The organism is Mucilaginibacter sp. 320_HR (assembly GCF_059691875.1).
The window spans coordinates 60,944-86,169 of record NZ_JCAWAI010000005.1 but is presented as its reverse complement, the minus strand read 5'-3'; the positions used below and the strand labels follow the sequence as shown (position 1 = coordinate 86,169).

28 protein-coding genes are annotated in these 25,226 nt (G+C 48.2%); all 28 read right to left on the bottom strand.

Translation table 11 applies throughout. From position 1 onward, the window contains the following. Positions 1-58: 58 nt before the first annotated feature. Positions 59-538 (bottom strand): hypothetical protein, encoded by a 480-nt coding sequence (locus AC59GT_RS17745; RefSeq protein ID WP_497238878.1) that lies wholly within the window; start codon positions 536-538, stop codon positions 59-61. 167 nt (positions 539-705) lie between these two features. Further along, complete coding sequence (locus AC59GT_RS17740) at positions 706-936, bottom strand: hypothetical protein (RefSeq protein WP_497238877.1); 231 nt, start codon at positions 934-936, stop codon at positions 706-708. 47 nt (positions 937-983) lie between these two features. Further along, positions 984-1,448 carry a PH domain-containing protein gene (locus AC59GT_RS17735; RefSeq protein WP_497238876.1) on the bottom strand — a complete coding sequence of 155 codons (465 nt, stop codon included), beginning with the start codon at positions 1,446-1,448 and terminating at the stop codon, positions 984-986. Continuing rightward, the gene (locus AC59GT_RS17730) at positions 1,432-2,025 is read right to left on the bottom strand and encodes a hypothetical protein (protein WP_497238875.1); all 594 of its coding nucleotides are present in this window, start codon (positions 2,023-2,025) and stop codon (positions 1,432-1,434) included. Before AC59GT_RS17730 ends, AC59GT_RS17735 begins: the two co-directional genes overlap by 17 nt. Further along, a complete protein-coding gene (locus tag AC59GT_RS17725; RefSeq protein ID WP_497238874.1) occupies positions 2,025-2,801 on the bottom strand; it encodes a DUF4099 domain-containing protein in 777 nt (258 codons plus the stop codon). The genes AC59GT_RS17730 and AC59GT_RS17725 overlap by 1 nt, the downstream gene beginning before the upstream one ends. A gap of 3 nt (positions 2,802-2,804) precedes the next feature. Continuing rightward, positions 2,805-3,962, bottom strand: coding sequence for an ArdC family protein (locus AC59GT_RS17720; protein ID WP_497238873.1), 1,158 nt, complete (start codon positions 3,960-3,962; stop codon positions 2,805-2,807). Beyond that, positions 3,955-4,386 (bottom strand): M23 family metallopeptidase, encoded by a 432-nt coding sequence (locus AC59GT_RS17715; protein ID WP_497238872.1) that lies wholly within the window; start codon positions 4,384-4,386, stop codon positions 3,955-3,957. The genes AC59GT_RS17720 and AC59GT_RS17715 overlap by 8 nt, the downstream gene beginning before the upstream one ends. After that, positions 4,383-4,793, bottom strand: coding sequence for a hypothetical protein (locus AC59GT_RS17710; protein WP_497238871.1), 411 nt, complete (start codon positions 4,791-4,793; stop codon positions 4,383-4,385). The genes AC59GT_RS17715 and AC59GT_RS17710 overlap by 4 nt, the downstream gene beginning before the upstream one ends. A gap of 1 nt (position 4,794) precedes the next feature. Further along, entirely contained in the window at positions 4,795-6,783 is a 1,989-nt protein-coding gene (locus AC59GT_RS17705) for a type IV secretion system DNA-binding domain-containing protein (RefSeq protein WP_497238870.1), read from the bottom strand. 48 nt (positions 6,784-6,831) lie between these two features. Beyond that, positions 6,832-12,267 carry a helicase-like domain-containing protein gene (locus AC59GT_RS17700; protein ID WP_497238869.1) on the bottom strand — a complete coding sequence of 1,812 codons (5,436 nt, stop codon included), beginning with the start codon at positions 12,265-12,267 and terminating at the stop codon, positions 6,832-6,834. A gap of 1 nt (position 12,268) precedes the next feature. Then, positions 12,269-12,484: a hypothetical protein gene (locus tag AC59GT_RS17695; RefSeq protein WP_497238868.1), complete on the bottom strand. Its 216-nt coding sequence runs from the start codon at positions 12,482-12,484 to the stop codon at positions 12,269-12,271. Positions 12,485-12,490: 6 nt separating this feature from the next. Next, on the bottom strand, positions 12,491-13,285 hold the full coding sequence (traN, locus tag AC59GT_RS17690) for a conjugative transposon protein TraN (protein WP_497238867.1): 795 nt from the start codon (positions 13,283-13,285) through the stop codon (positions 12,491-12,493). Positions 13,286-13,350: 65 nt separating this feature from the next. Beyond that, positions 13,351-14,490, bottom strand: a complete 1,140-nt coding sequence (gene traM, locus AC59GT_RS17685) for a conjugative transposon protein TraM (RefSeq protein WP_497238866.1) — start codon at positions 14,488-14,490, stop codon at positions 13,351-13,353. A gap of 6 nt (positions 14,491-14,496) precedes the next feature. Next, on the bottom strand, positions 14,497-14,916 hold the full coding sequence (locus AC59GT_RS17680) for a hypothetical protein (protein WP_497238865.1): 420 nt from the start codon (positions 14,914-14,916) through the stop codon (positions 14,497-14,499). Continuing rightward, a complete protein-coding gene (gene traK / locus AC59GT_RS17675; protein WP_497238864.1) occupies positions 14,894-15,508 on the bottom strand; it encodes a conjugative transposon protein TraK in 615 nt (204 codons plus the stop codon). Before traK ends, AC59GT_RS17680 begins: the two co-directional genes overlap by 23 nt. A gap of 59 nt (positions 15,509-15,567) precedes the next feature. Then, positions 15,568-16,725, bottom strand: a complete 1,158-nt coding sequence (locus AC59GT_RS17670; RefSeq protein WP_497238863.1) for a TraJ family protein — start codon at positions 16,723-16,725, stop codon at positions 15,568-15,570. Then, positions 16,722-17,498 carry a hypothetical protein gene (locus AC59GT_RS17665; protein ID WP_497238862.1) on the bottom strand — a complete coding sequence of 259 codons (777 nt, stop codon included), beginning with the start codon at positions 17,496-17,498 and terminating at the stop codon, positions 16,722-16,724. Before AC59GT_RS17665 ends, AC59GT_RS17670 begins: the two co-directional genes overlap by 4 nt. A 46-nt stretch (positions 17,499-17,544) precedes the next feature. Beyond that, the gene (locus tag AC59GT_RS17660; protein WP_497238861.1) at positions 17,545-18,207 is read right to left on the bottom strand and encodes a hypothetical protein; all 663 of its coding nucleotides are present in this window, start codon (positions 18,205-18,207) and stop codon (positions 17,545-17,547) included. Beyond that, positions 18,204-18,869 (bottom strand): hypothetical protein, encoded by a 666-nt coding sequence (locus AC59GT_RS17655; RefSeq protein WP_497238860.1) that lies wholly within the window; start codon positions 18,867-18,869, stop codon positions 18,204-18,206. The genes AC59GT_RS17660 and AC59GT_RS17655 overlap by 4 nt, the downstream gene beginning before the upstream one ends. After that, the gene (locus AC59GT_RS17650; RefSeq protein WP_497238859.1) at positions 18,866-19,528 is read right to left on the bottom strand and encodes a hypothetical protein; all 663 of its coding nucleotides are present in this window, start codon (positions 19,526-19,528) and stop codon (positions 18,866-18,868) included. The genes AC59GT_RS17655 and AC59GT_RS17650 overlap by 4 nt, the downstream gene beginning before the upstream one ends. Then, positions 19,525-21,843, bottom strand: a complete 2,319-nt coding sequence (locus AC59GT_RS17645; protein WP_497238858.1) for a TraG family conjugative transposon ATPase — start codon at positions 21,841-21,843, stop codon at positions 19,525-19,527. The genes AC59GT_RS17650 and AC59GT_RS17645 overlap by 4 nt, the downstream gene beginning before the upstream one ends. 82 nt (positions 21,844-21,925) lie before the next feature. Beyond that, complete coding sequence (locus AC59GT_RS17640; RefSeq protein WP_497238857.1) at positions 21,926-22,213, bottom strand: plasmid transfer protein; 288 nt, start codon at positions 22,211-22,213, stop codon at positions 21,926-21,928. Next, positions 22,213-22,497 carry a DUF4134 domain-containing protein gene (locus AC59GT_RS17635; protein WP_497238856.1) on the bottom strand — a complete coding sequence of 95 codons (285 nt, stop codon included), beginning with the start codon at positions 22,495-22,497 and terminating at the stop codon, positions 22,213-22,215. Before AC59GT_RS17635 ends, AC59GT_RS17640 begins: the two co-directional genes overlap by 1 nt. A 229-nt stretch (positions 22,498-22,726) precedes the next feature. Continuing rightward, positions 22,727-23,017, bottom strand: a complete 291-nt coding sequence (locus AC59GT_RS17630; RefSeq protein WP_497238855.1) for a DUF4134 family protein — start codon at positions 23,015-23,017, stop codon at positions 22,727-22,729. 3 nt (positions 23,018-23,020) lie between these two features. Further along, a complete protein-coding gene (locus AC59GT_RS17625; RefSeq protein ID WP_497238854.1) occupies positions 23,021-23,302 on the bottom strand; it encodes a hypothetical protein in 282 nt (93 codons plus the stop codon). Next, complete coding sequence (locus AC59GT_RS17620) at positions 23,299-23,640, bottom strand: hypothetical protein (protein WP_497238853.1); 342 nt, start codon at positions 23,638-23,640, stop codon at positions 23,299-23,301. The genes AC59GT_RS17625 and AC59GT_RS17620 overlap by 4 nt, the downstream gene beginning before the upstream one ends. Then, positions 23,615-24,256: a ParA family protein gene (locus AC59GT_RS17615; RefSeq protein WP_497238852.1), complete on the bottom strand. Its 642-nt coding sequence runs from the start codon at positions 24,254-24,256 to the stop codon at positions 23,615-23,617. Before AC59GT_RS17615 ends, AC59GT_RS17620 begins: the two co-directional genes overlap by 26 nt. A gap of 17 nt (positions 24,257-24,273) precedes the next feature. Then, positions 24,274-25,212, bottom strand: coding sequence for a relaxase/mobilization nuclease domain-containing protein (locus tag AC59GT_RS17610; RefSeq protein WP_497238851.1), 939 nt, complete (start codon positions 25,210-25,212; stop codon positions 24,274-24,276). Between the last annotated feature and the right edge of the window lie 14 nt (positions 25,213-25,226).

Sequence of the window (25,226 nt, the reverse complement as noted above, 5' to 3'; positions counted from 1 at the left end):
ACGTGAAGCACTAATGTAGTAAAAAATGAGATCCTGAAACGATGATATTTTGGTGCAGCTATCGCCCCGGCTGGCGGTGGTTATTCTGCTTTTCTAAATTCTCTCTGATAAAATCAGGGAGAAAAGTTTCAGATAGGTTCTTTATTCCGGCTTTAAGATTTTCCTGAATAGGATATTCATCAAGAAAGCGGTCGTCACTGTAGCCAACGCTCTGGGCGGCGGCTACCGGATCAAGTGTCAGCTCATCCGGAAGTTTAACTAATACTACATTTTCAGGCAGCTCGGTAAGGTCATCATCCAGTTCGTAAATACGGTGCTGTTTCGTATCATAAAAGAAAAGCAGGCAGTCAGCTTCCATAGATGTTTCAAGTTCACTGATATCCAACCGGTTCCAGGGTGATTCGGTTTCCCGGAGTTCCTGAAGGCGAAGATCAATGGTAAAGTCTGAGCCATTAATGTCAATATGCGGCAGTCTGCCAGCCAGTCGCCAGGCGACCAGTTCGGCCTGTGACAGCGGGCGGCTATTTTCAGTTTCCATAAAATTCAAAGGGTAAAAAAATAAGGGACGCGCTATGAAACGTGACCAGCCGGAAATAAAAATCCCCTGAACGCTCGCCGCCAGGGGATTTTAACCTAAACCTTATCACAATTAGTGAGCGGGTTGCTCACCAAAATAATAACGCAATCTAATAAATATTTATTTTGTCAGCGGCGGATCTGATGCCTCATTTTCGAGCGCATAAAATCACTGAACATCCGCTCATGGAAGCGTCTTTCTGCCTGTTTCTTTGCTCTTCTGCTGCAGCCCCAGATAAACAGGGCCCATATGCCGAAGGCGATACCAAAGCATGGAAAAGGATTTTTTGCGGCCAGCGCACCAAAAAATGCGAAGGTCGAGATCAGACAGGTTGCTGTAAAATAGAACGCAGTTTTCATAACGATTTAACACTTAAAAATACCAATATCCCGGCAGAAAAACAAATTTAATTATTAATTAATTCATAAATATGGTTGTCTTTCCGCGCTTCCTGCACATGATCGCGGATCGTATCCACGATGTCCGATTCCGGAATTCCGGAGAGGCAGAGCACGGGATTTTCCGGGTCTGTGCTTTTCAGTGTCAGGTTCATCAGCCGGAATAACTGCAGCATAAAGGACTGGGTAATGATGTAATCCTTGATGCGGTACATCTCAAGCTGATCCGCGCGTTTGAAAAATATGCCGCGGCTGATCCTGATTATCTCAGCACTGATGAGATATTTGAAACTGCGGATGTAAAGCAGCCTGTACCAGGCCACTCCAAGTACACCAAAGCTGAAAAATAAAAAGAAAGGCGACAGCCACCAGGCCAGCAGTAGAAAAATAACTGACAGGCAGATCAGTGGCAGCACCTTCAGGACGGCGTAACTTACCGCAGGCCTCAGGAGCAGTTCATTGTTGTTGTTCATATCTGAGTTGTTCTAAATAGGTGTTATGCAGATTAGATTTTCTGGTGCGGATACCGCTTCGTAAACCTGCTGCTTTTTCAAATGAGTTGAGGGTAAGCGATTCCGGGTTCACAGAAAATGAACGACCGTTGGCACGGCAGATAACCGCATTTCCGTTCCAGTCCAGCCGGATCTCCCGGTTACGTATGCCAGCCGCTACGCGGATATCTGCAAGCCGGCCTGTCAGGTCTTTACTGTGAACGAGTGTTATTTTTCTTTTTTGGCAGCAGGATGTGATCCATTCCAGCTGTGGTTTGCAGGGAAGACAGCCGAGCGCCATCAGCGAAACGGCGCTGATCACCGGATAGCGGTGCAGGTTCAGCGTGAGATAAGCAATGGCTTCCATGGCGCATGTTGTGATGATCAGTTCGGATGCTGTGTAATTTCCGGCCATCCACATTCCCTGTGTTGTGGGAACAAAGTGCATATTCCTGCCGAAATATTCATAATCCTGTTCATAGCTGAATACCGGTTCCTGAAGCTGAAAAAAAGCCTGGAGTTCCGCCGGAACTCCAAGCTCTGCAAACAGCGGATGCATCAGCGGCCGGTGCGGGTCTGGGTACTGAACCGGATATGGCTGTTATCAATTGCCGGACGCTGGTCTTCCAGATCTTCCATAGCGCTGTAATAACCGGGGCTCAGCTGTTCGGCTTCTTTCGGATCATGCTTTTTGCCGAAAGCGGCATTCAGTCCCTGATAAACCATAAAGGACAGCCCGCCGTCAATGAGTATGGAGGCAACCAGCGCCAGCCTGTTGGATCGGATACCGTGGATATCGGTGCCCGAATAGCTAAACGAGGTTTTGTCGGCCAGTTCCACTTCCCTGCCCTTGCGGTAATTTTCTTTCTGGGCGGGTGTCAGGAATTCGCTGTTCACCATATCCGGAGCCATGATCTTCTCCGTATCGGACACGATGAACTCCCTTGTTTCGGCATCATATTCCACCAGCACTTCTTTTTGATTGCCCCTATCATCTTTGGTGATTTTCAGGTAGTGTGCAACTTCTCCCTTTTCCAGCTGCCGTGCTTCGTTATCATCCAGAAAATCAGGGGTAGCAGGTTTGCGGTAGATCGGATGGATCAGCAAATCTGTTCTGCCGTCCCTGTTCGTACGCAGGCTGATCTTAGCATCCATTGCCTTAATCTGTATGCCGTCAGCTTCCAGGTTCTTCAACTGCATCAGGCTGGTTCTCCTTCCGGAAAGCAGTGCTTTCAGATCATCCACATTAAGCAGCAGCTGCCCGCCTGAAGCCAGGCCGATAGTTTCCAATTCCTTGATTGGAAGATCTTTTTCTTTAAAACTGATCAGGTTCATTTCTTATCTCCCTATTTTTGCTGATTGTCCTTCTTCAATTTCCAGTTCCTGTTTCGCCGGATTATTGCGGGCTTCGATCAGGCTGCTGAACAGCTTATCGGTCGGCTTAAGCCTGAACTTCTCACCGGTATCCGATTTTTCCATTTCGAAACTCTTTCCCTTTTTATCAAGCACCTTGTAGGTGGTATCGTTGTAAAAGATCTCATCACCTTTAGCCAGGGTTGCGGAGGTGCTGTTAGTTTGCTTCAAATCCCGTTTCTGGTCAGTACCCAGCAGCTTTGACGCTATCTTCTGGGCATCCGCAGATGCGCGTGAAATTTCAAAAGGATCGTCTTTCAGGATTTTTGCCCAGCTGCCGGAATACGCTGGATGCTGGCCGAAACTGTGACCGATCTTAAGTTCTGCACCAACCAGCATAGCAGCTATGGATGCGCGGAGTTCCTCATGCGCATATTCGATAGAGCCGAAGCGGCCTTCCATATTCCGGTTAAGGCGGCTTTCGTGGCCCGTCCAGTGCGCAAGCTGGTGGATGGCCGCCTGATAGTATTTCGTTTCATTGTCGAACTGCTCCATCTCCGGAAGATGGATCACATCTTTTGCCTTATCATAAAAGGCTTCCTGACCGCCATGAACGATCACTGCTTTGCTGTCGGCAAGCAGTTTTTCAGCTTTCTGCAGCGGTGACAGCTGTTCGCCGCTTTCCCGCGAAGCCAGCCACTCTTCCAGCGGCGGAATATCCTTGATCTGGGCTGCATTGAACAGGAATGCTTTACCATTCTGCACTTTATCATATTCAATGGTTCTGGTCTGGGTTTTGCCATCCTCGCCTTTGACTTTGGCCCCGTCAGGTGTCCTGATGGCCTGTATCTCATTTCCTTTGGGGAATGTGATCAGTGTTCCTTTGGAACCTTCCTTAACAAGGTAACCGTTAAAGCTGGCGGAATCAGCCGACATCCAGCGCGGGTCATCAAAACCTTTTAATGCCAGGTTAATGGCATTCATCGCGCTATAGCCTTTTCCGGTTATGGGATTTACCGGAGGGACAAAGGCCGGAACGCCGTTGCCTTTTACCGGTTTTTGAATTGGTGATGTGCCGGCTTTGAATTCGGCAGTAAGCTTTTCGGCAACCTGCACGTAAAGCGGTTTGAAATTTTTACTCATGATTTTTGTTTTTTAAAATATTCTGATAAATGAATTCAAGAGGATCGAGCGGCTGCTTTCCGCAGCGCACCGCAAAATGAAGGTGTTCTCCGGTAACCCGTCCTGTAGATCCGGTGATACCGATTGGCTGGCCGGCCAGCACACTATCGCCGCTCATGACGAATACATTGCTGAGATGGCCATAAAGGGTCTCAACAGGACCGTGAACAATTCGGATATGGATACCAAATCCGTGATCATAACTCACACCGGCGACTGTGCCGTCCGCGACGGAAAACACGGTGTCGCGGTGTGCCCGGAGGTCTATGCCGGAATGAAAGGCAAGCCTGCCGTTCAGCGGGTGATGCCGGTAACCATACAGAGAGGTGAGCTGCAGATGCTTTAAGGGCAGGCAGATCAGGCAGTACAGCAGCAGCGTTTTCATCGTGCAAAACTTTGCGACTGCTGACGGTTCTGGCCTTCACCAACAGTCATCAGGCTGTTCGGCCAGATACCCGGATTGTCCCTGGCAATTTCCAGCGCGTTCCAGATATCTATGCTCCTGCCCATATCCTGCAGCGTAGTAATTTTGTAGAGATCCTTGTAACCATTCAGGTCTACCGGCGCGGTAACAGCTTCCTGAGCGGCAAAAATCTTCTCCCGTTCTTTAAGTGCGAAAACAGCATCCATCGGATAAACCGCTTCAAATTCATCGGGAAAGCGGAGGTATATCTCATCATTTGGATCATCTACATAAGCCACCACACCAATTTCCCCTTTGCGTCCGGCAGGGTCATTTTCTATTTCGGGATTTACCAGTACCAGTGTTCCCAGAAGTTCGTTATTTTTCATATTACTTTATTTTTGATTTTACTGAATTGGCGGGCTTAAAAAGCAGCACCATGTTTTCTATATCCTGTGTGATCCGGTTGAAGTTCTGCCGCAGTTTTTCATCCTTGCGGCCGCTGAAATCATAGTACGCTGGCAGGGGCCTGTAATTCTTTTCCTCCGCAGCTATTTCAGTCATATTGAGGTCGATGCGGCAGTTAACCGCAGAGGTTTCAAACTGCCCGGTGAATTTTTCCTGGGCATCCGCGGCGATCACGCCGACCATTTCACCGGAGTTTAGCGAAGCGATCTTGCCCGCAGGAATCAGCACCTCCAGCTTTTCGTTCAGGGAGGTTGAAGTTTTATTGCGGTCAATTGAAAGGCCTTCGCCGATCTGCTTGGATTTGCCGAACAGGCGTTCCAGCCATTCAAGGGTCTCCTTGTTCCTTACCGAGCCGGAAAGCACATTGCCCACCACTGAAGTTATGGTAGCAGCGGTGTCTTTGCCGTACTGCTGATTAAACTGCGGCAGTTCCTGAAGACCCATCAGCACGGCAACCTTATTGCTTCTCGCCGTGGCGATCAGATTTTCCACCTTATGGACGAACAGCGTTGGCACCTCATCCACGATCAGCGCTGAAGGTAGATTGCCTTTGGTGTTGATCAGCTTGGTCAGGCGGTTAATGACGATGGAATAGCAGGCCGAATTGATGTTCTGGGTGTTGGGATCATTGGCCAGCACCAGTATACCGGGGCTGTCTTTGCCGGAGATTTTGAGGTCAAAGTCATCACCGGAGAATACCCAGTAGGTTTCCTTGGTAGCAAGCCGGCTGATAAAAACCTTGAGCGTACCGATCTGTCCTTCCAGCTGATCAAAAGCCTTGGCATTGTAAGCCGTCATGAAGGGTGACATCAGTGAGCGCAGTTCCGGTTCAGATACGAGCGCATTGAATATTTCCTCATACGTGCGGTTGAGCATAGCCAGCACATGGGGCAGGCTGGAATATTTACCGTCGCTGTACTTGCTGAGAAAATAGATACAGGATGCCAGAAAGTTAATGGCCGACTGGGTAAAAAACTGGTCGCTGCCGCCGGATTTATCACCTTTCTTCAGCGCCTCCACAAGGCCTTCGGCTGTTTCGGCAGCATCAGCCAGCGAACGGATATAATCTGCGCGCCAGGGATTGATCCTCCGGCTTTTCTCCGGATCGTTCAGATTCAGCACATGAAAAGTGTATCCCTTCAGCTTTCCGGCCTGTTTCGCTTTGAGGTAATGGTAATAGGCGATCTGTCCGAGATCCGGGAATTTGAAATCATACAGGCATACCGCGAATTCCTTGGCAATCAGCTGCCGGATAAAGGGGTTGACCACAGAAAAGCTTTTACCGGAACCCGGTGTACCGATCACTATCGTTCCCCGGAATACATTGCACAGGTTGATCCAGCCTTTGCGCACCTTACGGTCATGGTAAAACAGCATGGGGATATTTACCGAATACGGCGTATCGATCTTCTTAACAGGCTGCATGAAGCTTTCCGCCTCCGTGTTCCATTTGTCTTTGCCCAGCCCGGAACTGATCATTTTGGATATGTTATCCATGGAGATGCTGATGAGTACCGCGCCGGCAAAAGAGCACATCAGGTAAGCCATGTCATACCAGCTGGTATAAGGGAAAGCCTCTGGCGAAGGCCGGCCCTGAAAGACCACACATCCGAAAAAGAGTACCAGCCCCAGAGCCAGCGGGTAAACAATATGTTTCTTCGGGTCGAGATCAGTTTTCTTTTTTGCCAGCGTACCGATACTGACCAGGCAGATCAGGGAAAAGGTAGCGAGCTTGCTGTACAGCAGACTGCTGTAAATTATGATATGACCTATCTTTTCAAGGGGTGAAACAAAAACGCCCCAGAAAGGGGCGCGTTTGTAAATAAATACTGAGGCTTCAAGCAGGATAGATAAATAGATGCCGCACTGCAGAAAGCCATGCAGCTTCTGCTGTTCTCGTGTTTCTTCCATAAATTTTTGATTAAAATGTGCGGCGGCTGAATCAGCCGGGACGGTTCATCAGCGTTTTGACCGCTGGTAAGTCAATTCTTCAGCTTCCGTAACCCCGTCAAAGATCTCTTCGGTTTCGGGTTCCTGCTGCCTGGCTTCGATCTTCCGGCTGATTTCCAGTTCAAGTGCGGCAAGTTCCTCTTTCAGGTCACGGAGTATTCCTTCCTGTTCAAAAGGTTTTTCGGTCAGCGCCCGGACAACGGGAAGTTCTTTTTCCAGTTTTTCCAGTTTATCCCGGTACCTGCCGACCAGCGTACTGACATGATCAATGGCGTTAAGGAAATACCGCGCAGCGGTTTTAGGATTTTCCGTGGAGGGAACACCGTTGTTACGCATATACTTTATGCCAGTCAGGCTGCTTTCAGCATACAGAGTGCTGACGTAATCATATTTGCTTCCCTGTTCCGTCTGAACCCAGGCCAGCTGCCGGTTAACAAATAAACCGAATCCATATAACTCACCAAACTTATGATCTGTGTGTTCTGAAGATTCGGGACGCCATTTTCTGTACAGGTCAATGAATTTCCGGCCAAGCGTTTCAGGGTCTGCTTCAGGTTCACTATACAGCCTTACCGGATTAAGCTTATTCCCCTTAGGGTCATGCTTCAGGGCATTCAGGTAAGCCTTTTCATCGATAATAAGCCTGGACAGCATATCTGCGGTTTCACATTTTTTCTTTTCAGTGTCCTCCAGCAGGTAACGGCTTCTGGCAACATCCTTAAAGTGAGATGTCTTATAGCCCTCCAGTTCAGCAACCTTTTTCTCGACTTTCGTTTTTTCGAGCAGTGAGGTATCGCCGGAAAGAATGGCTATGTATTCAGAAAAATTCATTCCGCTCTGTTCATCCATTGCGCCTTCATCCAGCGTACGGACACTCAGTTCGCTCTTTTTCATCTGACTGATAAAAGTCTGCTTGTTCTTCAGCAGATTGAACTTATAGTTATCCAGTGACTGCTCAACGGCATAGATATAATTTCTAACCTTATTGCCGGAAAACATTTTAGCGAGCCAGTTGCCCTGCCGTGCACCTCTGCCGTCCCGCTGTTCCAGTTCAGAAGGCTTCCAGGGAATATCGAGATGATGCATCGCAACAACCCGCTGCTGCACATTCAGGCCGGTACCGGCTTTTTCTGTGCTTCCGATCAGGACGCGGATCTCACCGGCATTCATTTTTCTGAATAGTTCCGGCTTTTTACGGTCAATCCAGTCATGGATAAATGTGATCTCCGAATCAAGGATGCCATATTCAGCAGTCAGCTTATTCTTCAGTGCATCATAAATATTAAATCCGTCCGGTTTCGGTGTACCGATATCGCTGAAAATGATCTGTGTGCCTTTATGTTCACTGCTTTCCCGGTATTCCCTGCCGACATTTGCAGTACAGATACTTACCTTGTTTCCGGGATGGTCTCCGTACCGGCTGTCGCTGACAAGCCGCATATCCACCGCCATTTTCTTGGCGTAGTTGGTGGCGATGAGCATACGGCCGAGATCCTCGCTCGCGGTCAGCGGCTGACGGCCGATGAGCGTGGCATCTCCTGTTTTGGCAAACTTCATTAGTCTGCGCGTAAAATCCTGCTGTTCCGGAGTAGGCGGAATATTTACCAGCACCTCGTCAAGCACCGGTTTGTCCAGGCTGATATGCGTGGCCGTTTTGTAATCGGTGATCTCGTTGTAAAACCGGGCAAGTTCCGGCACTTTGATAAAGTAGCGGAATCGTTCCTTGGCCCTGATCTCATTGGTGACACTGAATTCAAAATCAACCGTTTTGCGGGCGTATACTGCTGCCCAGGCATCAAAGTTGCTGATACGCTGCCTTTCCATTTCGTTCGGCCTGAGGTACTTGAAGATCAGGTACATTTCGGTCAGGCTGTTGGAGATCGGCGTCCCTGAAAGGAACGTTACACAAAGGTCTGCGCCGAATTTCTCCTGCAGGCTGCGCACGGCAAACAGCATATTCAGCGCTTTCTGGCTGCCCTGCATATTGCCTAGTCCGGCCACGCGATTGTGGCGGGTGGTAAATGTGAGGTTCTTGAACTTATGCGATTCATCAATAAAAAGGTGGTCGACACCCATTTCCTGAAAGTTGATCCCGGTATCTTTCCGGTTCTCAATTGCATAAATGATCGCATTGAGATTGACCTGAAGATTATTTTTACGGACCTCCAGTCCCTTAAGCATAGCTTTGTTGATCGCTGCCCCAAGGCCCTGAAGTGTCATGAGATCACGGGTCACGTTATCCAGTTCCGCTTCGTAGATCTGCCGCTGGATTTCGGGCGACTGCGGTATCATACCAAACTGGTCATGAGTAATGATCACACAGTCCCAGTTATTATTTTTGATCTCATGAAACAGCCGCTGCCTGCGCGCGGGCAGGTAATCGTTTTCGCCCGGTGCGAGAATCTTCGCATTGGGATAAGCCTGCCGGAATGTATCGCGGATCGCGCTGACGTTAGCTTTCAGCGCAAGTATCATCGGTTTATGAACGATACCCAGCCGCTTCATTTCGACCGCTGCAATGATCATGGTCAGAGTTTTTCCGAGGCCGACCTCGTGATCGACGAGTGCACCCCGGTTCTGAATGATCCGCCAGGCGGCATCTTTCTGCGAACTGTAAAGACCGGGAATATTAAGCGCCTTCAGATCAAGGCCGGGGAACTGCAGGTGGCTGCCGTCATACTCTCTCAGGACATAACAGTTAAAGGTGTCGTTGTATAGTTTTTCGATGATCTGCTTATCCCCGGCAGGCAGCTGCCGCAGCCATTCTGTGTAGCGGCTGCGGATATTTTCAATTTTGCGGTGGGCCGCCTGAATGGCTTCCGTATCAGGGACGCGGCGCACCCGGTCACCGTCATCTACCGGATAAGTAATATGCGGTGTGGTGTTTTCCAGTGCATGTTCCAGCAAGGTACGGCCTGTCAGCTTATCGCTTTGTCTGGGAATTACGGCGAATTCCTCATCGGTAGTGGTGTTGCCCCTGCCGTAGGTAACTTTAAAAGTATCAACAGAAGGAAAATAAGTAATATCAGCCGGAAGCTTGAACAGATCTTCTGCAAACCGTTCATAATAGCTTACCGGCAGCCAGCGTTCACCAAGGTTAAAGTCCAGCAGTTCAAAAGGTATTTTGTCCGGCTGAACCCTGCGGATCGCGGTCAGGCTGCGCAGATACTGAAAGTTCTCAGGATCATTCCTCACCGCTTCTTCAGCGGCAAGCAGCTTTTCAACGACATTGCCGGACAAATAATGATCAGTGGTCTGCCATTCATTGTTAGACGGGTTCAGCAGGATCTGATTCTCCAGCTGGTAAACCAGGTCGCTTTCACTAAGCCCGGTAGCTTCCATGATCCAATTCAGATCCACCCGCCCGTTATCATTCAGGCAGCGGGCAAGCGCGTCACCTGAATCGGCGGTTTTGAAAGCCGTTTCCTGAAGAAACACAGGCCCATGGAAAATATCGGAACGAACGAATTTGTCATTATCCTTAATTTCCAGCGAGGCAATCACCTTAAATCCCAGAGCTTCATCAGCGAGTATCCGGGAACGGTTTCCGGGTCTGTTCAGTTCACCATATTTATTCCTGAAGGAATCATAATGCTGGTTAAGCAGTTCCCGCAGATCCGGCAGCGGGGTTTTCTGCGCTGCTTCCAGTCCAAACAGCAGCATATAGGCATCACGAAGCTGAATATAGTCCCGGTAAAATGCCATACCGTTTTGTTCTTCAAGGGGACGGAAAGGGGCTCCGCCATTGGCCGGTTCGCAGATCAGGCCAGCTTTTCCTTCAAAAAGAACCAGAGTGCCTTTTTCGTAAAATGGCTTGAGATCCGAAAATGCTTTTGGCCGGTCGGGCGAAAGATTAAATGCAGGCTGCAGGCTGGTATCCCCTTCATAACGAAAGTCATAAGCGAAATATTTCAGTTTACCCGATAGCAGATCCAGTTCATTCCCCAGCGCCAGCCCGGAATGCCATTTAGCAGAAACAGTTATTTCGGCGACATTGCTGAACAGCTTGTAGCAGTAACGGTTATTTGATCTGGCTCTTGCCGTAAGCAGCACAATGCTGTCATGCAGCGGACGCGCCGTAGTACGCACCGTACTGATCACCCGTGCGGTTGAACCTTCTACAGCCGCCAGGTCAAGTTCATTGAGATAAGACTGCGCCTTGTTGCTGTTGGCTTCAGGTACGGCATCAAAAAGGCCGAGCTGACCTGTCGGCGCTAAACCGGTTTCCTCCGGTACCGGCAGAAAAGTAAATTTTCGCTGCGGTGACTGCTGCCGGCCAAAGTCTAAGGTCAGCCATCTGGTCTTGTCAAAATTCGCGATAATTCCCTGCTGCACCTGTGATCTTAATTCTGCAGCTACATCAGCGATATCACCGTTATGCCAGACGGTAAGGTTAGCCTGCCCGTAAGCATTGGTATCCTCAATAATTTCATCTCCGATAAAGAGTTCAGGGTGTGAAGACAGGTAAGAATTCAGGTAATATTTACCTTTGCTGCCTGCACGTTCCTCAGTAGCGATCAGCTGGCCTTCAGCTTCGCTCAGCGTTTGTTTACGGTCGTTCTTCTGAACGATGATGAGATGTGTGCCAACTTCCACGTTTGCATTTTCCTTCATCATATTCGCTGGCAAAGCTGATATGCTGATCAGGTCAGCCGAAGTAAAAAGATATTTTCGGGCGGCATCATTTGACGGACTGTTCAGAAACCCATCGGTAACCAGAAAGGCCAGTATTCCGCCGTCCGCCAGTTTATCCAGCCCTTTTGCAAAAAAGTAATTGTGGATACGGGATGAGATCCCGCTGCTGTTGAAGGCGGGATCATGTACCGCGAAATTGCCGAAGGGAATATTACTGATCACGAGATCGGACTGTCCTTTTTCGTTCGGGGATGTTTCCTCCAGACCGCGAACCTGAACATTAATTTTGCTGCTGACCGCCTGGCTGAGTACGGTAAGAATTTTACCGGTCAGTATATCTTTTTCTACAGCACTGACCGATTCGATTTCCGGAAATGCCTTCAGGGCTTCCAGCACAAACACTCCTGCTCCGGCACTCGTTTCATAAACCCGGCGCGGCAGAATATTATTCTCCTTCAGCACGTTATAGACAGTTTCGGGAAACCAGGCAGGTGTGTAAAATGCCGTACCGACACTGTTGCTCAGTGAATCAAAAGTCCTCTTGTAATCTTTTTCAGCAAGTTTGCCCTTCAGCAGTTCATGCAGCTGCATCACCTGAGGCCAAAGTTTAAGATCTGCCTGCGATATATCGTACTGCTGCCAGTCGTCATCTTTGCCTGCGGGAAAAAGAACTGCCTTAATTCCGCCGAATCCGGAATACCCGGCAAGGAGGTTTATTTCATCCTGAGAAAGGCGCTGCCCGATATAATTCAGCGCAATGCTAATGGCTGCCATGTTATCAGCCAGTTTTTTACTACTGTTGAATGCCATGTCATACCTCCGCTAAATAAAGTGCTATGGTGCCGGTTACTTCATACCTGAGAAACCGGTCATCTTCATCAAGTCCTGTCAGCAGCGGTGCGCATACCTCCAGAATATTGGTCAGTTCATAACGGAGAATACCGTTACTGACAAAGCTCATGTAGGCCCCGAGGAACTCTTCCTCCAGGATCAGCCTTACGTAGTCATAGGCGATCAGCGATGTCATAGGAAATCAGTTTGGAAGAATATCCGCATGAAGGATATCCTGGTAAGAGATCTGAAGGGTCAGTATCCGGCCGGAAACCTGCTTTTCACTGAGTTCTGCCATCAAGACCTTATTGCCAGGAAAACTCATTTTCCGGAATACGAAAATATTGCGGTACCGTTTACTGAATTCCGTGTTCCTGAACAATACAAATTCGGGTCTGACCTCAAAGGACTGTACATTGGAAGCTTTGGTCACCTTTTTATCATCGATGCGAAAACGAAGGTCTTCAATATCATATTTGATCCTCGTGGCGTTTTTATAGCTGATATCCAGAAACAGATAATCGCCTGCGCTGTAAACATGGTTCACACGTCCGGTAAGGCCGAAAGCTTTTGCCTTTTCAACTTTGCCGTCCGGCTTTTCAGCGAAAACCGCCATTGCCATAGTTTTAAGCTGGTTCTGCGAAAAACCGATACCGGAAATATCAAGCGGCCTCGTATCGCCGGGAAGAATATTTATTTCCGTGTTAGCTGTTTTACGGCCGGGCAGTACATGATACTGGACTATAAAAGTTTCTCCGGCAATAGTGACCAGCGCTTCGGTGAATTGCGCAGCAGTATCTTTCAGCTTTATGCGCAGCACATTGGACAGCGGCAGGTCACCTGCGACGGCCTTAGAGGAAATATCCACGTAACGGATCGGTTCCGGGGAAATAAAATGAATTGTTATATCCTTCTGCAGGAAAACTGTTTTAAGACTGTCCTGTGCATGTACAGCAGCGGACATAAAAAGGGCGATATAAAAAAGAAGCTTTTTCATTTAATGCTGGTTTTAGAAATTATATGGGTAAATAGAATGGGAAGTGTTAACAGCCTGAGCACCGGTCAGTGTTGTGCATTCTGCAGGGCATCGGTATCGATCAGGTAGATGTAGGAGTTGTATTTCATTTTAGCCTTGTTCTTGCGGATCAGTCCTGCGATAGCCGAAGAAGTGGACTGAAAAAGTTTATCCACCGAACTCATGATAAACTGGCTTCCGCCTGAATTGCCGTCAATGGTCACACCCTGTACGGAACTTCCGCCAAGGTCTTTGGTAAACTCCCTGAAAGCCGAGGACGGAACATACAGCCCCGGCATACCGTCAAGATCGTACACCTCAAGCTTTACCGGCAGGATACTGCCGGCAGATAAGATACTGGTGATGGCCAGCGTGACGCGCTGTTCGGAAAACCCGCTGATCTGGGCAAAAAGGTAAGTGCCTTTCGGAATCATGTGCTCACCAGCCCGGATGTCTTCGAGCAGTCTGAGCCGCAGACGTGAACCTGCATAGCCGGTAACATTCTCATCTATAACAGCCGTTATAAAATGGTCATTATCCGCAGGTTTGACGGTATTAAAGTCCTCATCTCCGGCACCGGCTTTGCTTACGGTCAGCTTTTTTACAGCCGCCTTTTTAAGTGCAGCCTGCTCTGCAGCCAGCTTTTTCTGCCGTTCGGCCTTATATTCCGGATCATTGGATCTGCTTACACTATCCATGTAGGCCATCTGCATTTTAAAAACCTCCATCGGGTCTTTTTCCTTTGGCGGGCCAGGCATTGCAGGCTGACGCTGCTGCCGGGGCATCTTGTTCAGCATTCCGTCCAGGATTTTATCACGCGAAGGCGGCTGGGGATTATTGAACTTTTCCTTCATGGCCCGGTCGATTGAATCCAGCGTCTGCTTTTCCCTCCCGGTGTAGCTGTCCTTAAAAGATGTATTGGCCGAAGCTTCTTTGGGAATTATATTTACGGCGGAATAACCGTCAGCCTCCTTGTAGGTGTTGCGGTAGGCATCAAGCTTATCAGCAAGTTCTTTTTTCCGCACATCAGAGGAAACGTTCCCGACAGAACCGTTAAGACCGGCTTCCTGTTTAACCTCCTGCTTTGGCTTTGAAAATCCGCTGTGCCATATGTAAAAAAAGAGGCACAGGAAAGGCAGGGCAAGCAATGGCAGCACATATTTGGGCTGCTTAAAATTGATATTCATAGCTGATTATTTTAATGGGTGAATATGCTGTAGCCGGTTCAGTGCGCTGTCGAGCGCTGTACTGTCTGCCGGTGTCAGCTGTTTTTTAGCGGTCAGGCTGTCAACAATATGTTTCAGCCTGATGGTCTGCTGCAGTTCGCCGGTGGTTTTCATGATCTGCCTGAAGCCGTCTTCCACCGGGCTTGGGTTATTCCCCCGGCTTATAGTTTCATCAACGGGTTTTTCGCGGTGCCTAAAAACGGTAAAGGAAAGGCCTGCCGAAACAAGCATCAGCACGATCATTGCACAGAAAAAGAATCTGGGGTGACCGGCGAGCAGTTTTGAGGTCCCGCCGCTGACTGCAATTACCCAGGGACGGAATTCTTTTTTTAATTCGCTGAACAGCGTATCCCTCGGATCGCGGTTAGAATGTATTTTTCTCCACATCTTCGAGGTCTTTATTTTCAAGGGTTTTCCATGCGGTGATCAGTACGCCATGGGGATTATTATCGCTGCGGGGAATATCTTTAAGATAGCCTTCCGTGATGAGTGATCTCACTACAGTGGAACTTCGCCGGTCGATCTTCAGCTTGCCGTAATACCGGAAATAGTGCTTCGGGACATCGACCGCTATCGAATCAGTTTCAAGTGTCAGCACCGAACTTGAGGAAAGAATAGAGTTAAAAAAGCCTTTTTCCTTCAGGTCATTATACTGCTTCATACCACTCTCATCGATCAGGTACATCGCCTTTTTCATCTGATACTCCATATAGTTATCATCCGGCGTCAGTGAAAAGAACAGCGAGTGGAAAAGGTCAACATGCGCACGGTATTCCGCCGGACGGTTAAGCTGCATATCCGTCTGCCGGGCAAGGATCGGCACGCTGTTATCCAGTATATAAATACTCTTCTGAGCATTGGAAACCATTTTATAGGAGTAAAAACTATTCAGGCCGACAATGACAAGTGCGGTAAGCAAACTTCCGGCCGATATGAATACGGCAAGCCGTATTTTGGCTTCAATATTTTTGATGATCATAATTTGTTGAATAAAAAAAGCCGCCCGGCATGAGCAGCTTTACAGGTTGGCAAAAACTGTTAAAAGAAACTTCCGGAGGCTTTTCTCGCCACAGCAGCGACTATACCGGCACTCCTTCCAAAGGTGGAAGTTGCAGAACTGATACCTGAAGTTGAAATGATCCAGGTGGAAATACTGGGTACGGTGAACATACAGATGGCCCCGATCAGAAAAACGATGATTACGGTTCCGAAGGACAATATTCCGTTGCCGGCAAACCATGCCATTTTTTCAAGGTTGGCGCTGAGGCCGTCACGGCCCACAAGTTCCTGGTATTTGCTAATCTCGGAGGTTAGCGCATATTCCTGCATCAGCCCGATCAGATACATGATGAGGTAAGCAATACCAGAGTACAGATTTACGGAAACAAACCGGGCGATCCAGGTGCTGAAACTGTCACGGAAAGCCGGCAGGATGCTGACGGCAACGGCAAACGGACCGAGAATGATCAGGATCGAAGAATAAATGATCTGCAGCATAAATATGATATACACCGCGATCCGGAGAATCCATATTCCCAGCAGTTCAAGCAGCTGGGTAAAGAGCAGCTGCATGCCCACGGTAAGCCTGTTTTTAAGTTCGATCAGCGGTGATACTACCGTACTGATCCCCTGCTTGACCGTACTGGTTACAGAATCCCAGGCCTGACCGTACCAGGTGTCGCTTTCTTTCTCGGCCACCTCCGTCTGGGCCTGAAAGGTATAAAGTGAATTGGCTACTGCCAGCATCAGGTCAGCCCGGTTCAGGCGGAGATTGTTTACAATGGTCTGTTCACTTTCAAACATCTGTTCGGTCTGATTGGTCACCAGGTCAGTTGGAAAAGCGATCACCTTAACAAAAGTTCCCCACCAGAGAATGACCATAGCCAGTCCGAAGGGCCTTAGCAGCGGCATGATCTCCATGCGTTTATCGCCAACCATCATCTCATAGGATTTGATCGCAAAAAATATGATCATAAAAATTGCCGCGAGCGCTTTGGCATCCGTGATGAAGAGATCGAAATGTGTCCATACCGAATCTTTGAGCCCTTTCAGGAACACCATTACGCCGGTTTCATAAACGCCGTCGCCCTGCAGGTATTCCAGTGTTTTGGAATTGCTGATCCCGCCTGCGGGCTGGGCGAAAACTGCCGTCACTCCAAGTAACAGCAGCAATATTAGTATTAGTTTCTTTCTCATTGGATATGCTGTAAAACTTTAGCGGCGATCTGAATATCCGTCTGGGGTGTCCAGTCAGGGGCAGTCACCTGATTTGATTTAAGTGGCTGCTGCTGTGCGGCCATCGCCATGGTTGTCTGGGCGGAGGCCGTACGGATCGCCCAGACACCCGAAAGCCTGCGGTATTCCTGCAGCAGCCGGTGGTATGCCATGATACGCGCCCCTCTTTCCATATCGGCGCTGTGTGCGCCTTCGATACGTTCTTTCAGCCTGTCCAGCTCGTTTTTATACCAGCTGTACAGCCCTTCGGTAACAAGCTTTGAACTGACCTGCGGTGACAATCCCGCGAGGATTGATGCCGTTGAATTATTCAGCACCGGCTTGAATTCATTGCTGTAATAAAGCATCCACAGCGGATCGGCTCCCGAGACCAGGCCAGACTGCCCGGCTATTTCTGACAGGGCGCTGTTCCGTAACGTATCGGACTGCAGTTTATAGCTGTTGTCCGTACTGTTCATGGCAGCAACCAAAGCCAGCCGCTGGGTCTGCGGACCTGAGCCGCTTAGCGGGCGCAAATCAGTTTTATGATAATTGGGATAGAAAAACCCCCAGGTCAGCCAGTACCAGGGGTTAAGTCCTAAAAAGCCGGAGGTGGGTGTGAATTTATTCTGATCCCATTGTTTGAAAACCATACGTTCCTGCTGGTACCGTATACTTTTATCAGTAACCACCGACTGCGCATAGCTTTGCAGGGACAGCAGGAATACTGCTGCTGTAAAAATGAACTGTTTCATGATTTTTTAGATTTATGGCAAGGCAGCGGTGCTGCCTGCCGGTGACTTACTGCCGCAAATAGCGGGCATTTTGAATGATGTCGGATACAATCCGCCTGTCAGTATTGATGAACCCGGCAAAAGGATCAAGTGAAGCGATGATACCACGCTCGTGTGCCCAGTACATCGCCTTCCAGGCCCCGTAAGCCAGACCGTCAAGGATCTGCAGCTGCTGGGTTACTTTCCGGAGCAGCTGATCACGGGAATTATAATCGGCCAATACATTATTTCCTTCCTTCAGCACGAAGCCTGATACATCATTAACCAGCGCAAGCGACCTCGTGCGCATCTCGCCGGAAATCTGGTTTACAAAAAGCAGCAGATAAGGTTCCGATCTGGCCAGTGCAAGTGCCTGACTAATATATCCGGTCATATCGGCAATGATCACGGCCATGTTTTTTACCTCCAGCCCGTTCTTCAAAGCAGAGTTCACGTTGGACAGGCCGTTGTATATCATAGTCTGTGCAAGTACAACTGAACCGGCATTTGTATTCAGGTTTTCCAGATTGCTGTTTATTTTACCCAGATACTGTTCGTGGGTTGATTCGGCGGCGCTCCGGGCAATTCCATTTTCTGTAACTGCAATAAAATGCTGCGGATCGATGACCACCTGCTGTGCGGAGGCAGTTAACCCTGTAAAAGCGGCAAAAATTATAAGCAGTTTTTTCATCTTTTTAAGTATTTAGCGTTTTGGATGATTTCACCTGCAATTGACTTGTCCGCATCAATGAAATTCTGAAACGGATTGGCAGCGCGCAGCACTGAACTTAAATTAGAGTAGCTGAGCAGGCTAAGCATATTTCCTGACAGATCCTGCACATTGCTGAGTTCAGATATCACGTAATCGAAAAGTATTTTCCGGTCAGATGCTTTCATCTGGTTCACAACACCAAGTGAGAGTGTAAGACCTGCGACGTAGGACAGCAGGCTTTTAGCCTTTTCGGCAAACTGCAGTCCAGAACGGTACCCGATGGCAATCAGTGCGGGATTTTTTTCTGCGAGCGCAATAATCTGTGCCTGGTTACTGATGATCCGGCTGACCATGGGAGACGCAAAAATTCCGATATCTGCCAGATCAATGGCCGTTCCGAGTGTATTATAACGCTGCTGAAGCGTACGGTAAGTATTCTTCAGTTTGGCAAGCAGGGTCAGATTGGCCTGTTCATTGGCCGAGGTCAGTGCCTGCTGATTTCTTGCTTTAACCTGTATCTTATTTTCAGAAACCGATTCATCAACAAGCTGGTGAATTCCGACAATGTTGATCACGCTCTGCTGAGCGGATGCGTAATGGCTGACTGCAGCAAGAACGCCGATCATTATATACTTTTTCATTGTTTAAGGTATTTAGCGTTGTTCAGTACATCAGTGGCGATCCTCACATCCTGATTCTGCCATTCGGCCCAGGGATTAAGCGAGCGGAAAACACCGTTCATTTTGGCCCAGTACATTGACCGGTTCATGCCATAGGCGATCCCTCTGAGTATGCGCATTTCCTGGGCAATATGATTCAGCAGTTTGCCGCGCTCACCGGAATCCATCAGGTTGCCATTACCGCCTTTCAGCACAAAAGCGCTGACATCCGCAGCGAGCGTGGCTGCTCTGGTTTGAAAATCCCTTGCACCCTGTTCGGCAAAGAGAAGCAGTACCGGACTCGACCGGGCAAGCTGAACCGAAGATTCGACATCCTTTACGATATCACTACCGCAGTCTGCAATCTCTTTAATGGTTGTGAGATTATTAAGTACTGAAGCAACCTGGCTCAAACCGTTATAGATCTTATTCTGAAGATTATTGACGATAACCAGCTGCCCGCTGACAGCGAGCTGTCCTTTCTGGATCAGGTCAAGCTTGTTATTTGTATTATTCAGCTGACCGTTAATGATACCGGCATTGACAGCAATCGCTCCTGAAGTAACCGGGTCTATAACAAGTTCCTGGGCGAATCCGGTTTTAAAACAGAGTAATAAAACGATAACAATTAACCTTTTCATGATATTGATTTTTGATTGACCTGTTGAATGAATTTAGGAAGTGAAAGCCCGCTGCTGTGGTAATCAGCCACAAAGGCATCAAGCCCTTCGGGATAGGAACCGTACCGGCTGGTATAGCTTTCGACCGCAGATTTTTCCGGCTTTTCCGTTGTATAAGTGAGATACTGCTGCAGTGATACTTCCACGCCATACACTTCGCCTACGGCACCGCGCCTGATATAAACTTCCTTGAAGCGTCCCCGGCCTTCGGTATTATCCAGCTGGTTAATGGTAAAGATTTTACGGCGTTCCGTTTCGTTAATAGAAAGCAGTGCGGCGATGTCCTGATAATTATCCTTGAATTTGGTCTGGTCAAGCAGGCAGATCGTATCGGAGTTGTTGATGATACTGTCTTTTACGACGGCGTTGCCGATGATGTCGCCGAGTTCCTGCGTCACTACAATGGCCTCGCCCCAGAATTTGCGGACAGTTTTATAGAGATAAAGCAGGTACCCCGCCATCAGCGGACTGGCAATTGCTTTCCAGGCTTCCTCTACTACAAGCGCTTTACGGCGGTCTGAGCGGTAACGCATTTTCTGGATAAATACATCCATGATGATCAGCGTTACTATCGGAAAGAGGATCTTGTGCTCTTTGATCGAGTCGATCTCAAACACGATAAACTTTTCGGTAAAAAGGGATTTGTCAGCTTCCTTATTCAGGATGGGTGCAAATTCACCTCCCTTATAAAACTTTTTCAGGACATAGCGGAACTCGTCAAAATCAAAAATGATCTTTTCCTCAGCTTTGATCTGCGGTATCTTTTCCAGTGCGAACTCGTAGAAAGTATCAAATCTCAGATCGCCGTTTTCAGCGAAGAACTTACTGTAATAAGCTGAGATGACATTCGCTACCACATCCCTTTCTACCGGGCTGAAAGTACCTTCTGCGCCTTTCCAGGCTACGCCGATCAGCGTGCAGAGAAAATCTTTTTTTTCAATATTGTATTCCTCCTCCGTGATCCGGAACGGATTCATGGTAATAGGCGACTTATCAGAATAAGTAATGTATTTGCCGTTATAGTAGGAACAAAGTCCGGAATAAGAATGTCCGGTATCAACAATCACCATATCCATGTTGTAGAGCATATACTGCTCAATCAGGGAATTCATGAAAAAACTTTTGCCGCTGCCGCTGGGGCCGAGACAAAAGCGGTTCCGGTTATTGATCCTGCCCGTTCTCATGGGCAGGTCGGACGGGTCAATACCGACAGGCAGTCCCTGCCGGTCGGTAAACCTGATCAGAAACTCGGAGGCATCATCTTTCGGCAGGGATTCCTTAAAGAAAAAACAGCCTGCCGCATCACAGGTCGTCAGGAACCAATCATAAGCTTTAAGTTCTGAAGCATTTCCCGGAAGAACTGAGCGGAACAGTTCAAGCTGGTTATAAGCATTCCTGCTGGGTATGATCCCAAGCTGAAAAAGGGAACTTTCAATAAAATTGGCTGCTTTCTGAACTGCGCCGGCCGGTGCAGCGATCAGGATATTAAAATGACAGTTTACCAGCAGCTGGTTTTCCCTTGCCACATCATTCAGCAGCTGGTCGATATCTTCCACACAGAGCTGATTTGCCGGATCAGGTATGCCTGAATGACGTTTTTTCTTCTGCTCCAGTTTTCGCAGGGTCATGACCTGACCGGGAATTTCTATCACCTGGTTGAACAGGATAACATCACATCCGGGAACCCGGAATAAAAATGACAGGAAATCTACAGGGAATCCCCGGATGCTTTCCCGGTCATTCAGTTCAATATGTGTGCTGACTTCAGGCGGAAGATCAATACTGTCTATGTTTACCAGAGAGATGCTGCGGATCGTTTTATCTCCGGAGCGAATCTCTGTTTCAGACGGGGCGAGGTTATTAAGGCTGATATGAGCACTGCTGAAATCCATGCTCAGCACCTGCATCACCAGCCGGTTAATTTCCTTTTCACTAAGTACCGATGGTGATGGGAGAATATCGAGCACCTTGGCAACAGCCTGCCGGAATTCCAGGAGCATACGGCCATCATACACATAAAATGCCCCTTTCTTAGGCTGACGGGTGATGGTCAGGTAAGTTTCGACGCGGAGACATTCGCGTCCTTCGAAATGCTGGTTATATTTCTGCTGCAGATATTCCTCTGCGGGCCTGCCGTTCCAGGGTGACCGGCTGATGATATCCTGTTTCTGAAGGATATAGCCATCACCTAAAACTTTAACAATATTGAGCAGCAGGTTATGAAATTCATCATATCCGGCAGGGTAAGCGGAATAGCGGATCACAGGATTAACCATCCGGATGATCACAGAGCATTCTCCCTGCAGACCGATCAGCAGATCGTATTCGCCATTTTTGTCCACTCCTGCATAGGGAATGCTAAACGATGTTTTTGCGGCCATAACGATTAAGGATTAAGATGCCGGAAGTCCGGCTTTTGGAATGGAGGCCGCCTTTCTGCTTTGCGGCAGTAAAGAGCAGTCCGCCGACAATACTGCCGATGAGTACCGTAGCGCCAAGCCACATGTTGATCAGTGACATGGTAAGCGCACCCAATACCAGACCGGAAAGCAGAAAGCCGAGGCCCCAGTAAATAAATTTCCCTTTGAAACCTTTGAAAATAAGGGGCTTCTGCAGCCCCTTATAAACAGCGTATCTTCTGGCCATTACAAACCAAAGAACGCCTTGATCACCAGGGCAGATACGACAAGGAATACGCAGGAACCGCCCCAGCCCATCAGTTCTTTGTTGATATCCTGGTCGCCGCTGTTCCATTTGGAATACACGCGGATCGCACCTACGATACCAACTATGCCTCCGATAACAAGGGTAATATTGGTTACGGGTGCCACATAAGTTTTCAGGGTTGATGTAGCTGTGTTCAGGCCGTTAACGCCGCTTTGAGCAAATACCGGGACAGACAGGGCCAGCAATACAGCTGATGCCCACATTTTTTTTGTTTTGTTAAACATTTAATCAGGAATGAAAAATAAAGGCGGAGATCTTTTAGCGGCAGCCGGGAAGCGGCCGTGGTTATAGCAGCAGGCGTTCAGATCACGAACAACGCCCTGATTAATAAACCTCTTTTTGCAGTGTAAGGCGGAAACTGCTACACTTAATTCAATGTGAGACAGATATCTTTTAGCAGTATCCGGGAGGACACTGAGGAGAGCAGGGCGTTCAGATACCGAACAGCGCCCTGAGAAATGCCCCCGCGAGAACCATAAAAAATGCGGCAAAGAACCATGCCGCAACATCCGAATCGATTCTGTCTTTGCCCATCTGCCAGTTATGGTAGATCTTTATGGCACCATTCAGTCCAAGCAGCGTAGCCAGGACGAGAGAACAGTCAAAAGCGGAAAAAAAGTTGGAGGTCAGCTGTTCTTTTGCCTGCTGCATTTCTGCGATCCCAGGCTGAGCTAGTGCATCCAGAGACAGCAGCAGGCCGCAGAGGGTGAACACCTTTTTCATGGTTCAGAAGCTAACAGGCCTTGTAAATTCGATGGCTTCAGCCCTGGCCAGATTGAATAACTGCTTTAGGCTGACACCACCCGAAGACAGTACTGAAGAATCGTAGATCTCCGCTTCAGGTTCAGTTACCTCCCGGACGGGTTCATGATGGTCTTCAAAGGTGATTACATGCGAGTGATCTTCAGCAGGCAGCTTTTTGCTGCGCAGAAAATCCCAGGCAATTAGTAGTGCGTAGTAGATCAGGTAGACAGCGCCCAGCGTGAGGGCGAATTTTATCCAGGTCATAAGTCTGAGTTTTGAATGAATTGTTTAATAATTGTTTTGATTTCCGGAAAGCTGTCAAAGAGATGCTTGACTGAATACGATACCAGCCGGGTGACATCTATTCCCGTGGCCATTTTGAACTGGTTCATTGTGCGCACTGTTTTTTCGTCAAAGCGGACATGCACCATATTTTTATTGGCTGTGTTATCATATTCACTGATGGCTGTAAGAATAGCCGGCACTTTCTCTTTGCCTTTAGGTTTGCTTTCCGTGGTTTTCTTTGTGTTCCGTACATTAACTGGCTCCGGCTTACCGAGCTGCGCCCTGATCTGGTCAGCCAGTGACTTCATATTTTCCATGCAGGTGTTCTGTATAAATTTGTTCAAAAACCGGTGTGATCACCGGCAGTACACTCAGGGGTGTCTGAAAGGTGGTTACCCGCTGAAAATCCACCCGGTCCGGCAGTACCGTGGTGATCATCCCGAATTTGGAAAGCTGCTCATTGACCTCAGCCATGATCTCGTAACGGGCATTTGACTTCACCCTGTTGGGTACAAAAACTATGGAGATTGCCGGATTTATCTTTCGGAGCACCACAGTAAATAGCACGGTTGATTCAAAGGTAAATTCGTCGTAGGCAAACGGGCAGATCACCAGGTCTGCGGAACTGAATACGGGCATCAGCCCGTCATCATCCAGCTTTCCCGGCAGGTCAATTATGGTAATATCCTTTTCGTTCTGTCCGAGCAGTTTTTTCAGCATGGGATAGCTTTCAAGATTAGCCGGAATAACCTGGTAAGGTTCGGCATTTTCCAGGATTTTCGCTTTATCAAATTTCTGGGATATCGACTGCTGGTAATCCATGTCAATAACCGTCGCCCGGCATTTTTTGTCATTGGTCAGGTAGTTGGCAAGCATTAGTGCAAGCGTGCTTTTTCCGGCTCCCCCTTTCTGGTTTCCTATAATTATGATCATAAAATTATTTTTTAAAATTAGCGTGTATTGGTGCGCGCCCTTTTCTGGCGCCTTCTTCTCATACCGTGGATCTGCTGATCATCGACATCATCGGCGATAGCAACCGGGCCGATATAATCGGCAGAAGGCATTATTTTTTCTTCCGCCGGTAAACTGCTTTCACCAGGGGAAACTGCATCAGAATTGTAGAGTTCCCTGAGCGGTAATACCTCGCTTCCTTTGAAAACTTCTTTCTGTTCATGATCTATGATTGAGTAACCATATGGGTTTTTGCCTTCAGCAGCATGAAAGATCAGTTCGATCCCCATAGTTTCTTTCAGATATCCGGGCAGATCCGTTCGGTGTTTATTTTGTATCAGGATGGATCGCAGCTGCAAAGCATGGTCTTTGTCAGGCTTGTTGTTCGCAATTTTTTCCATCAGTAATTTTTCATCAGGGTCTCTACCCGGATAACCAAAACTTTCCATTATCATGAAGAACTGCGCCCTGGTACTGAATGTATACTGCATCGTTTTTTCATAGCCCAAAACTTTATTCATGGATTTCTGCGCATTCAAACCTTCAAAAGCACTGCTGATCTTTCTGCCTTCCCGGTCAACACGGGCAGTTACCAGGTGTACATGGTTATTATCCGTATCATGATGAAAGACGAGCAGGTAAGGCTGGCTGCCATAACCCATCTCCTTAAGCCACGACTCCGCTATAGCAGTCAGTGTAATCTTATCATATGATTTACCCTTAGCCGAAATTACAGCATGAAATTGCGGCAGTTTAACATTCCTGTTCAATGAGGCAAGCGCTGTCAGGTAGTTAATATAATCCTGTGGTTTCAGGTGACCGAAAGACTGGAGCGGACCGAAGTTGGCAACCTTCATCAGCTGCCCTTTGTTTCCGTCGATTTTCCGCGTATTGTACTTAACCCCGTTGAATGCTGCTTTGGGTTTAAATATTTTCACGAACATGGAGCGGT

Bases quoted from the DNA above. Each gene is read 5' to 3' on its own strand.
- AC59GT_RS17670 (WP_497238863.1), bottom strand. From the start codon at position 16,725: ATGAGAAAGAAACTAATACTAATATTGCTGCTGTTACTTGGAGTGACG.
- AC59GT_RS17735 (WP_497238876.1), bottom strand. From the start codon at position 1,448: ATGAACAACAACAATGAACTGCTCCTGAGGCCTGCGGTAAGTTACGCC.
- AC59GT_RS17635 (WP_497238856.1), bottom strand. From the start codon at position 22,497: ATGTGGGCATCAGCTGTATTGCTGGCCCTGTCTGTCCCGGTATTTGCT.
- AC59GT_RS17645 (WP_497238858.1), bottom strand. From the start codon at position 21,843: ATGGTTAATCCTGTGATCCGCTATTCCGCTTACCCTGCCGGATATGAT.
- AC59GT_RS17725 (WP_497238874.1), bottom strand. From the start codon at position 2,801: ATGAACCTGATCAGTTTTAAAGAAAAAGATCTTCCAATCAAGGAATTG.
- AC59GT_RS17660 (WP_497238861.1), bottom strand. From the start codon at position 18,207: ATGAAAAAACTGCTTATAATTTTTGCCGCTTTTACAGGGTTAACTGCC.
- AC59GT_RS17650 (WP_497238859.1), bottom strand. From the start codon at position 19,528: ATGAAAAGGTTAATTGTTATCGTTTTATTACTCTGTTTTAAAACCGGA.
- AC59GT_RS17710 (WP_497238871.1), bottom strand. From the start codon at position 4,793: ATGAAAAATAACGAACTTCTGGGAACACTGGTACTGGTAAATCCCGAA.
- AC59GT_RS17655 (WP_497238860.1), bottom strand. From the start codon at position 18,869: ATGAAAAAGTATATAATGATCGGCGTTCTTGCTGCAGTCAGCCATTAC.
- traM (WP_497238866.1), bottom strand. From the start codon at position 14,490: ATGAATATCAATTTTAAGCAGCCCAAATATGTGCTGCCATTGCTTGCC.
- AC59GT_RS17730 (WP_497238875.1), bottom strand. From the start codon at position 2,025: ATGCATCCGCTGTTTGCAGAGCTTGGAGTTCCGGCGGAACTCCAGGCT.
- AC59GT_RS17680 (WP_497238865.1), bottom strand. From the start codon at position 14,916: ATGTGGAGAAAAATACATTCTAACCGCGATCCGAGGGATACGCTGTTC.
- AC59GT_RS17665 (WP_497238862.1), bottom strand. From the start codon at position 17,498: ATGAAACAGTTCATTTTTACAGCAGCAGTATTCCTGCTGTCCCTGCAA.
- AC59GT_RS17695 (WP_497238868.1), bottom strand. From the start codon at position 12,484: ATGACATCGCTGATCGCCTATGACTACGTAAGGCTGATCCTGGAGGAA.
- AC59GT_RS17640 (WP_497238857.1), bottom strand. From the start codon at position 22,213: ATGGCCAGAAGATACGCTGTTTATAAGGGGCTGCAGAAGCCCCTTATT.
- AC59GT_RS17700 (WP_497238869.1), bottom strand. From the start codon at position 12,267: ATGGCATTCAACAGTAGTAAAAAACTGGCTGATAACATGGCAGCCATT.
- AC59GT_RS17745 (WP_497238878.1), bottom strand. From the start codon at position 538: ATGGAAACTGAAAATAGCCGCCCGCTGTCACAGGCCGAACTGGTCGCC.
- AC59GT_RS17620 (WP_497238853.1), bottom strand. From the start codon at position 23,640: ATGGAAAATATGAAGTCACTGGCTGACCAGATCAGGGCGCAGCTCGGT.
- AC59GT_RS17705 (WP_497238870.1), bottom strand. From the start codon at position 6,783: ATGGAAGAAACACGAGAACAGCAGAAGCTGCATGGCTTTCTGCAGTGC.
- AC59GT_RS17625 (WP_497238854.1), bottom strand. From the start codon at position 23,302: ATGACCTGGATAAAATTCGCCCTCACGCTGGGCGCTGTCTACCTGATC.
- AC59GT_RS17615 (WP_497238852.1), bottom strand. From the start codon at position 24,256: ATGATCATAATTATAGGAAACCAGAAAGGGGGAGCCGGAAAAAGCACG.
- AC59GT_RS17720 (WP_497238873.1), bottom strand. From the start codon at position 3,962: ATGAGTAAAAATTTCAAACCGCTTTACGTGCAGGTTGCCGAAAAGCTT.
- AC59GT_RS17740 (WP_497238877.1), bottom strand. From the start codon at position 936: ATGAAAACTGCGTTCTATTTTACAGCAACCTGTCTGATCTCGACCTTC.
- AC59GT_RS17630 (WP_497238855.1), bottom strand. From the start codon at position 23,017: ATGAAAAAGGTGTTCACCCTCTGCGGCCTGCTGCTGTCTCTGGATGCA.
- AC59GT_RS17715 (WP_497238872.1), bottom strand. From the start codon at position 4,386: ATGAAAACGCTGCTGCTGTACTGCCTGATCTGCCTGCCCTTAAAGCAT.
- traN (WP_497238867.1), bottom strand. From the start codon at position 13,285: ATGAAAAAGCTTCTTTTTTATATCGCCCTTTTTATGTCCGCTGCTGTA.
- traK (WP_497238864.1), bottom strand. From the start codon at position 15,508: ATGATCATCAAAAATATTGAAGCCAAAATACGGCTTGCCGTATTCATA.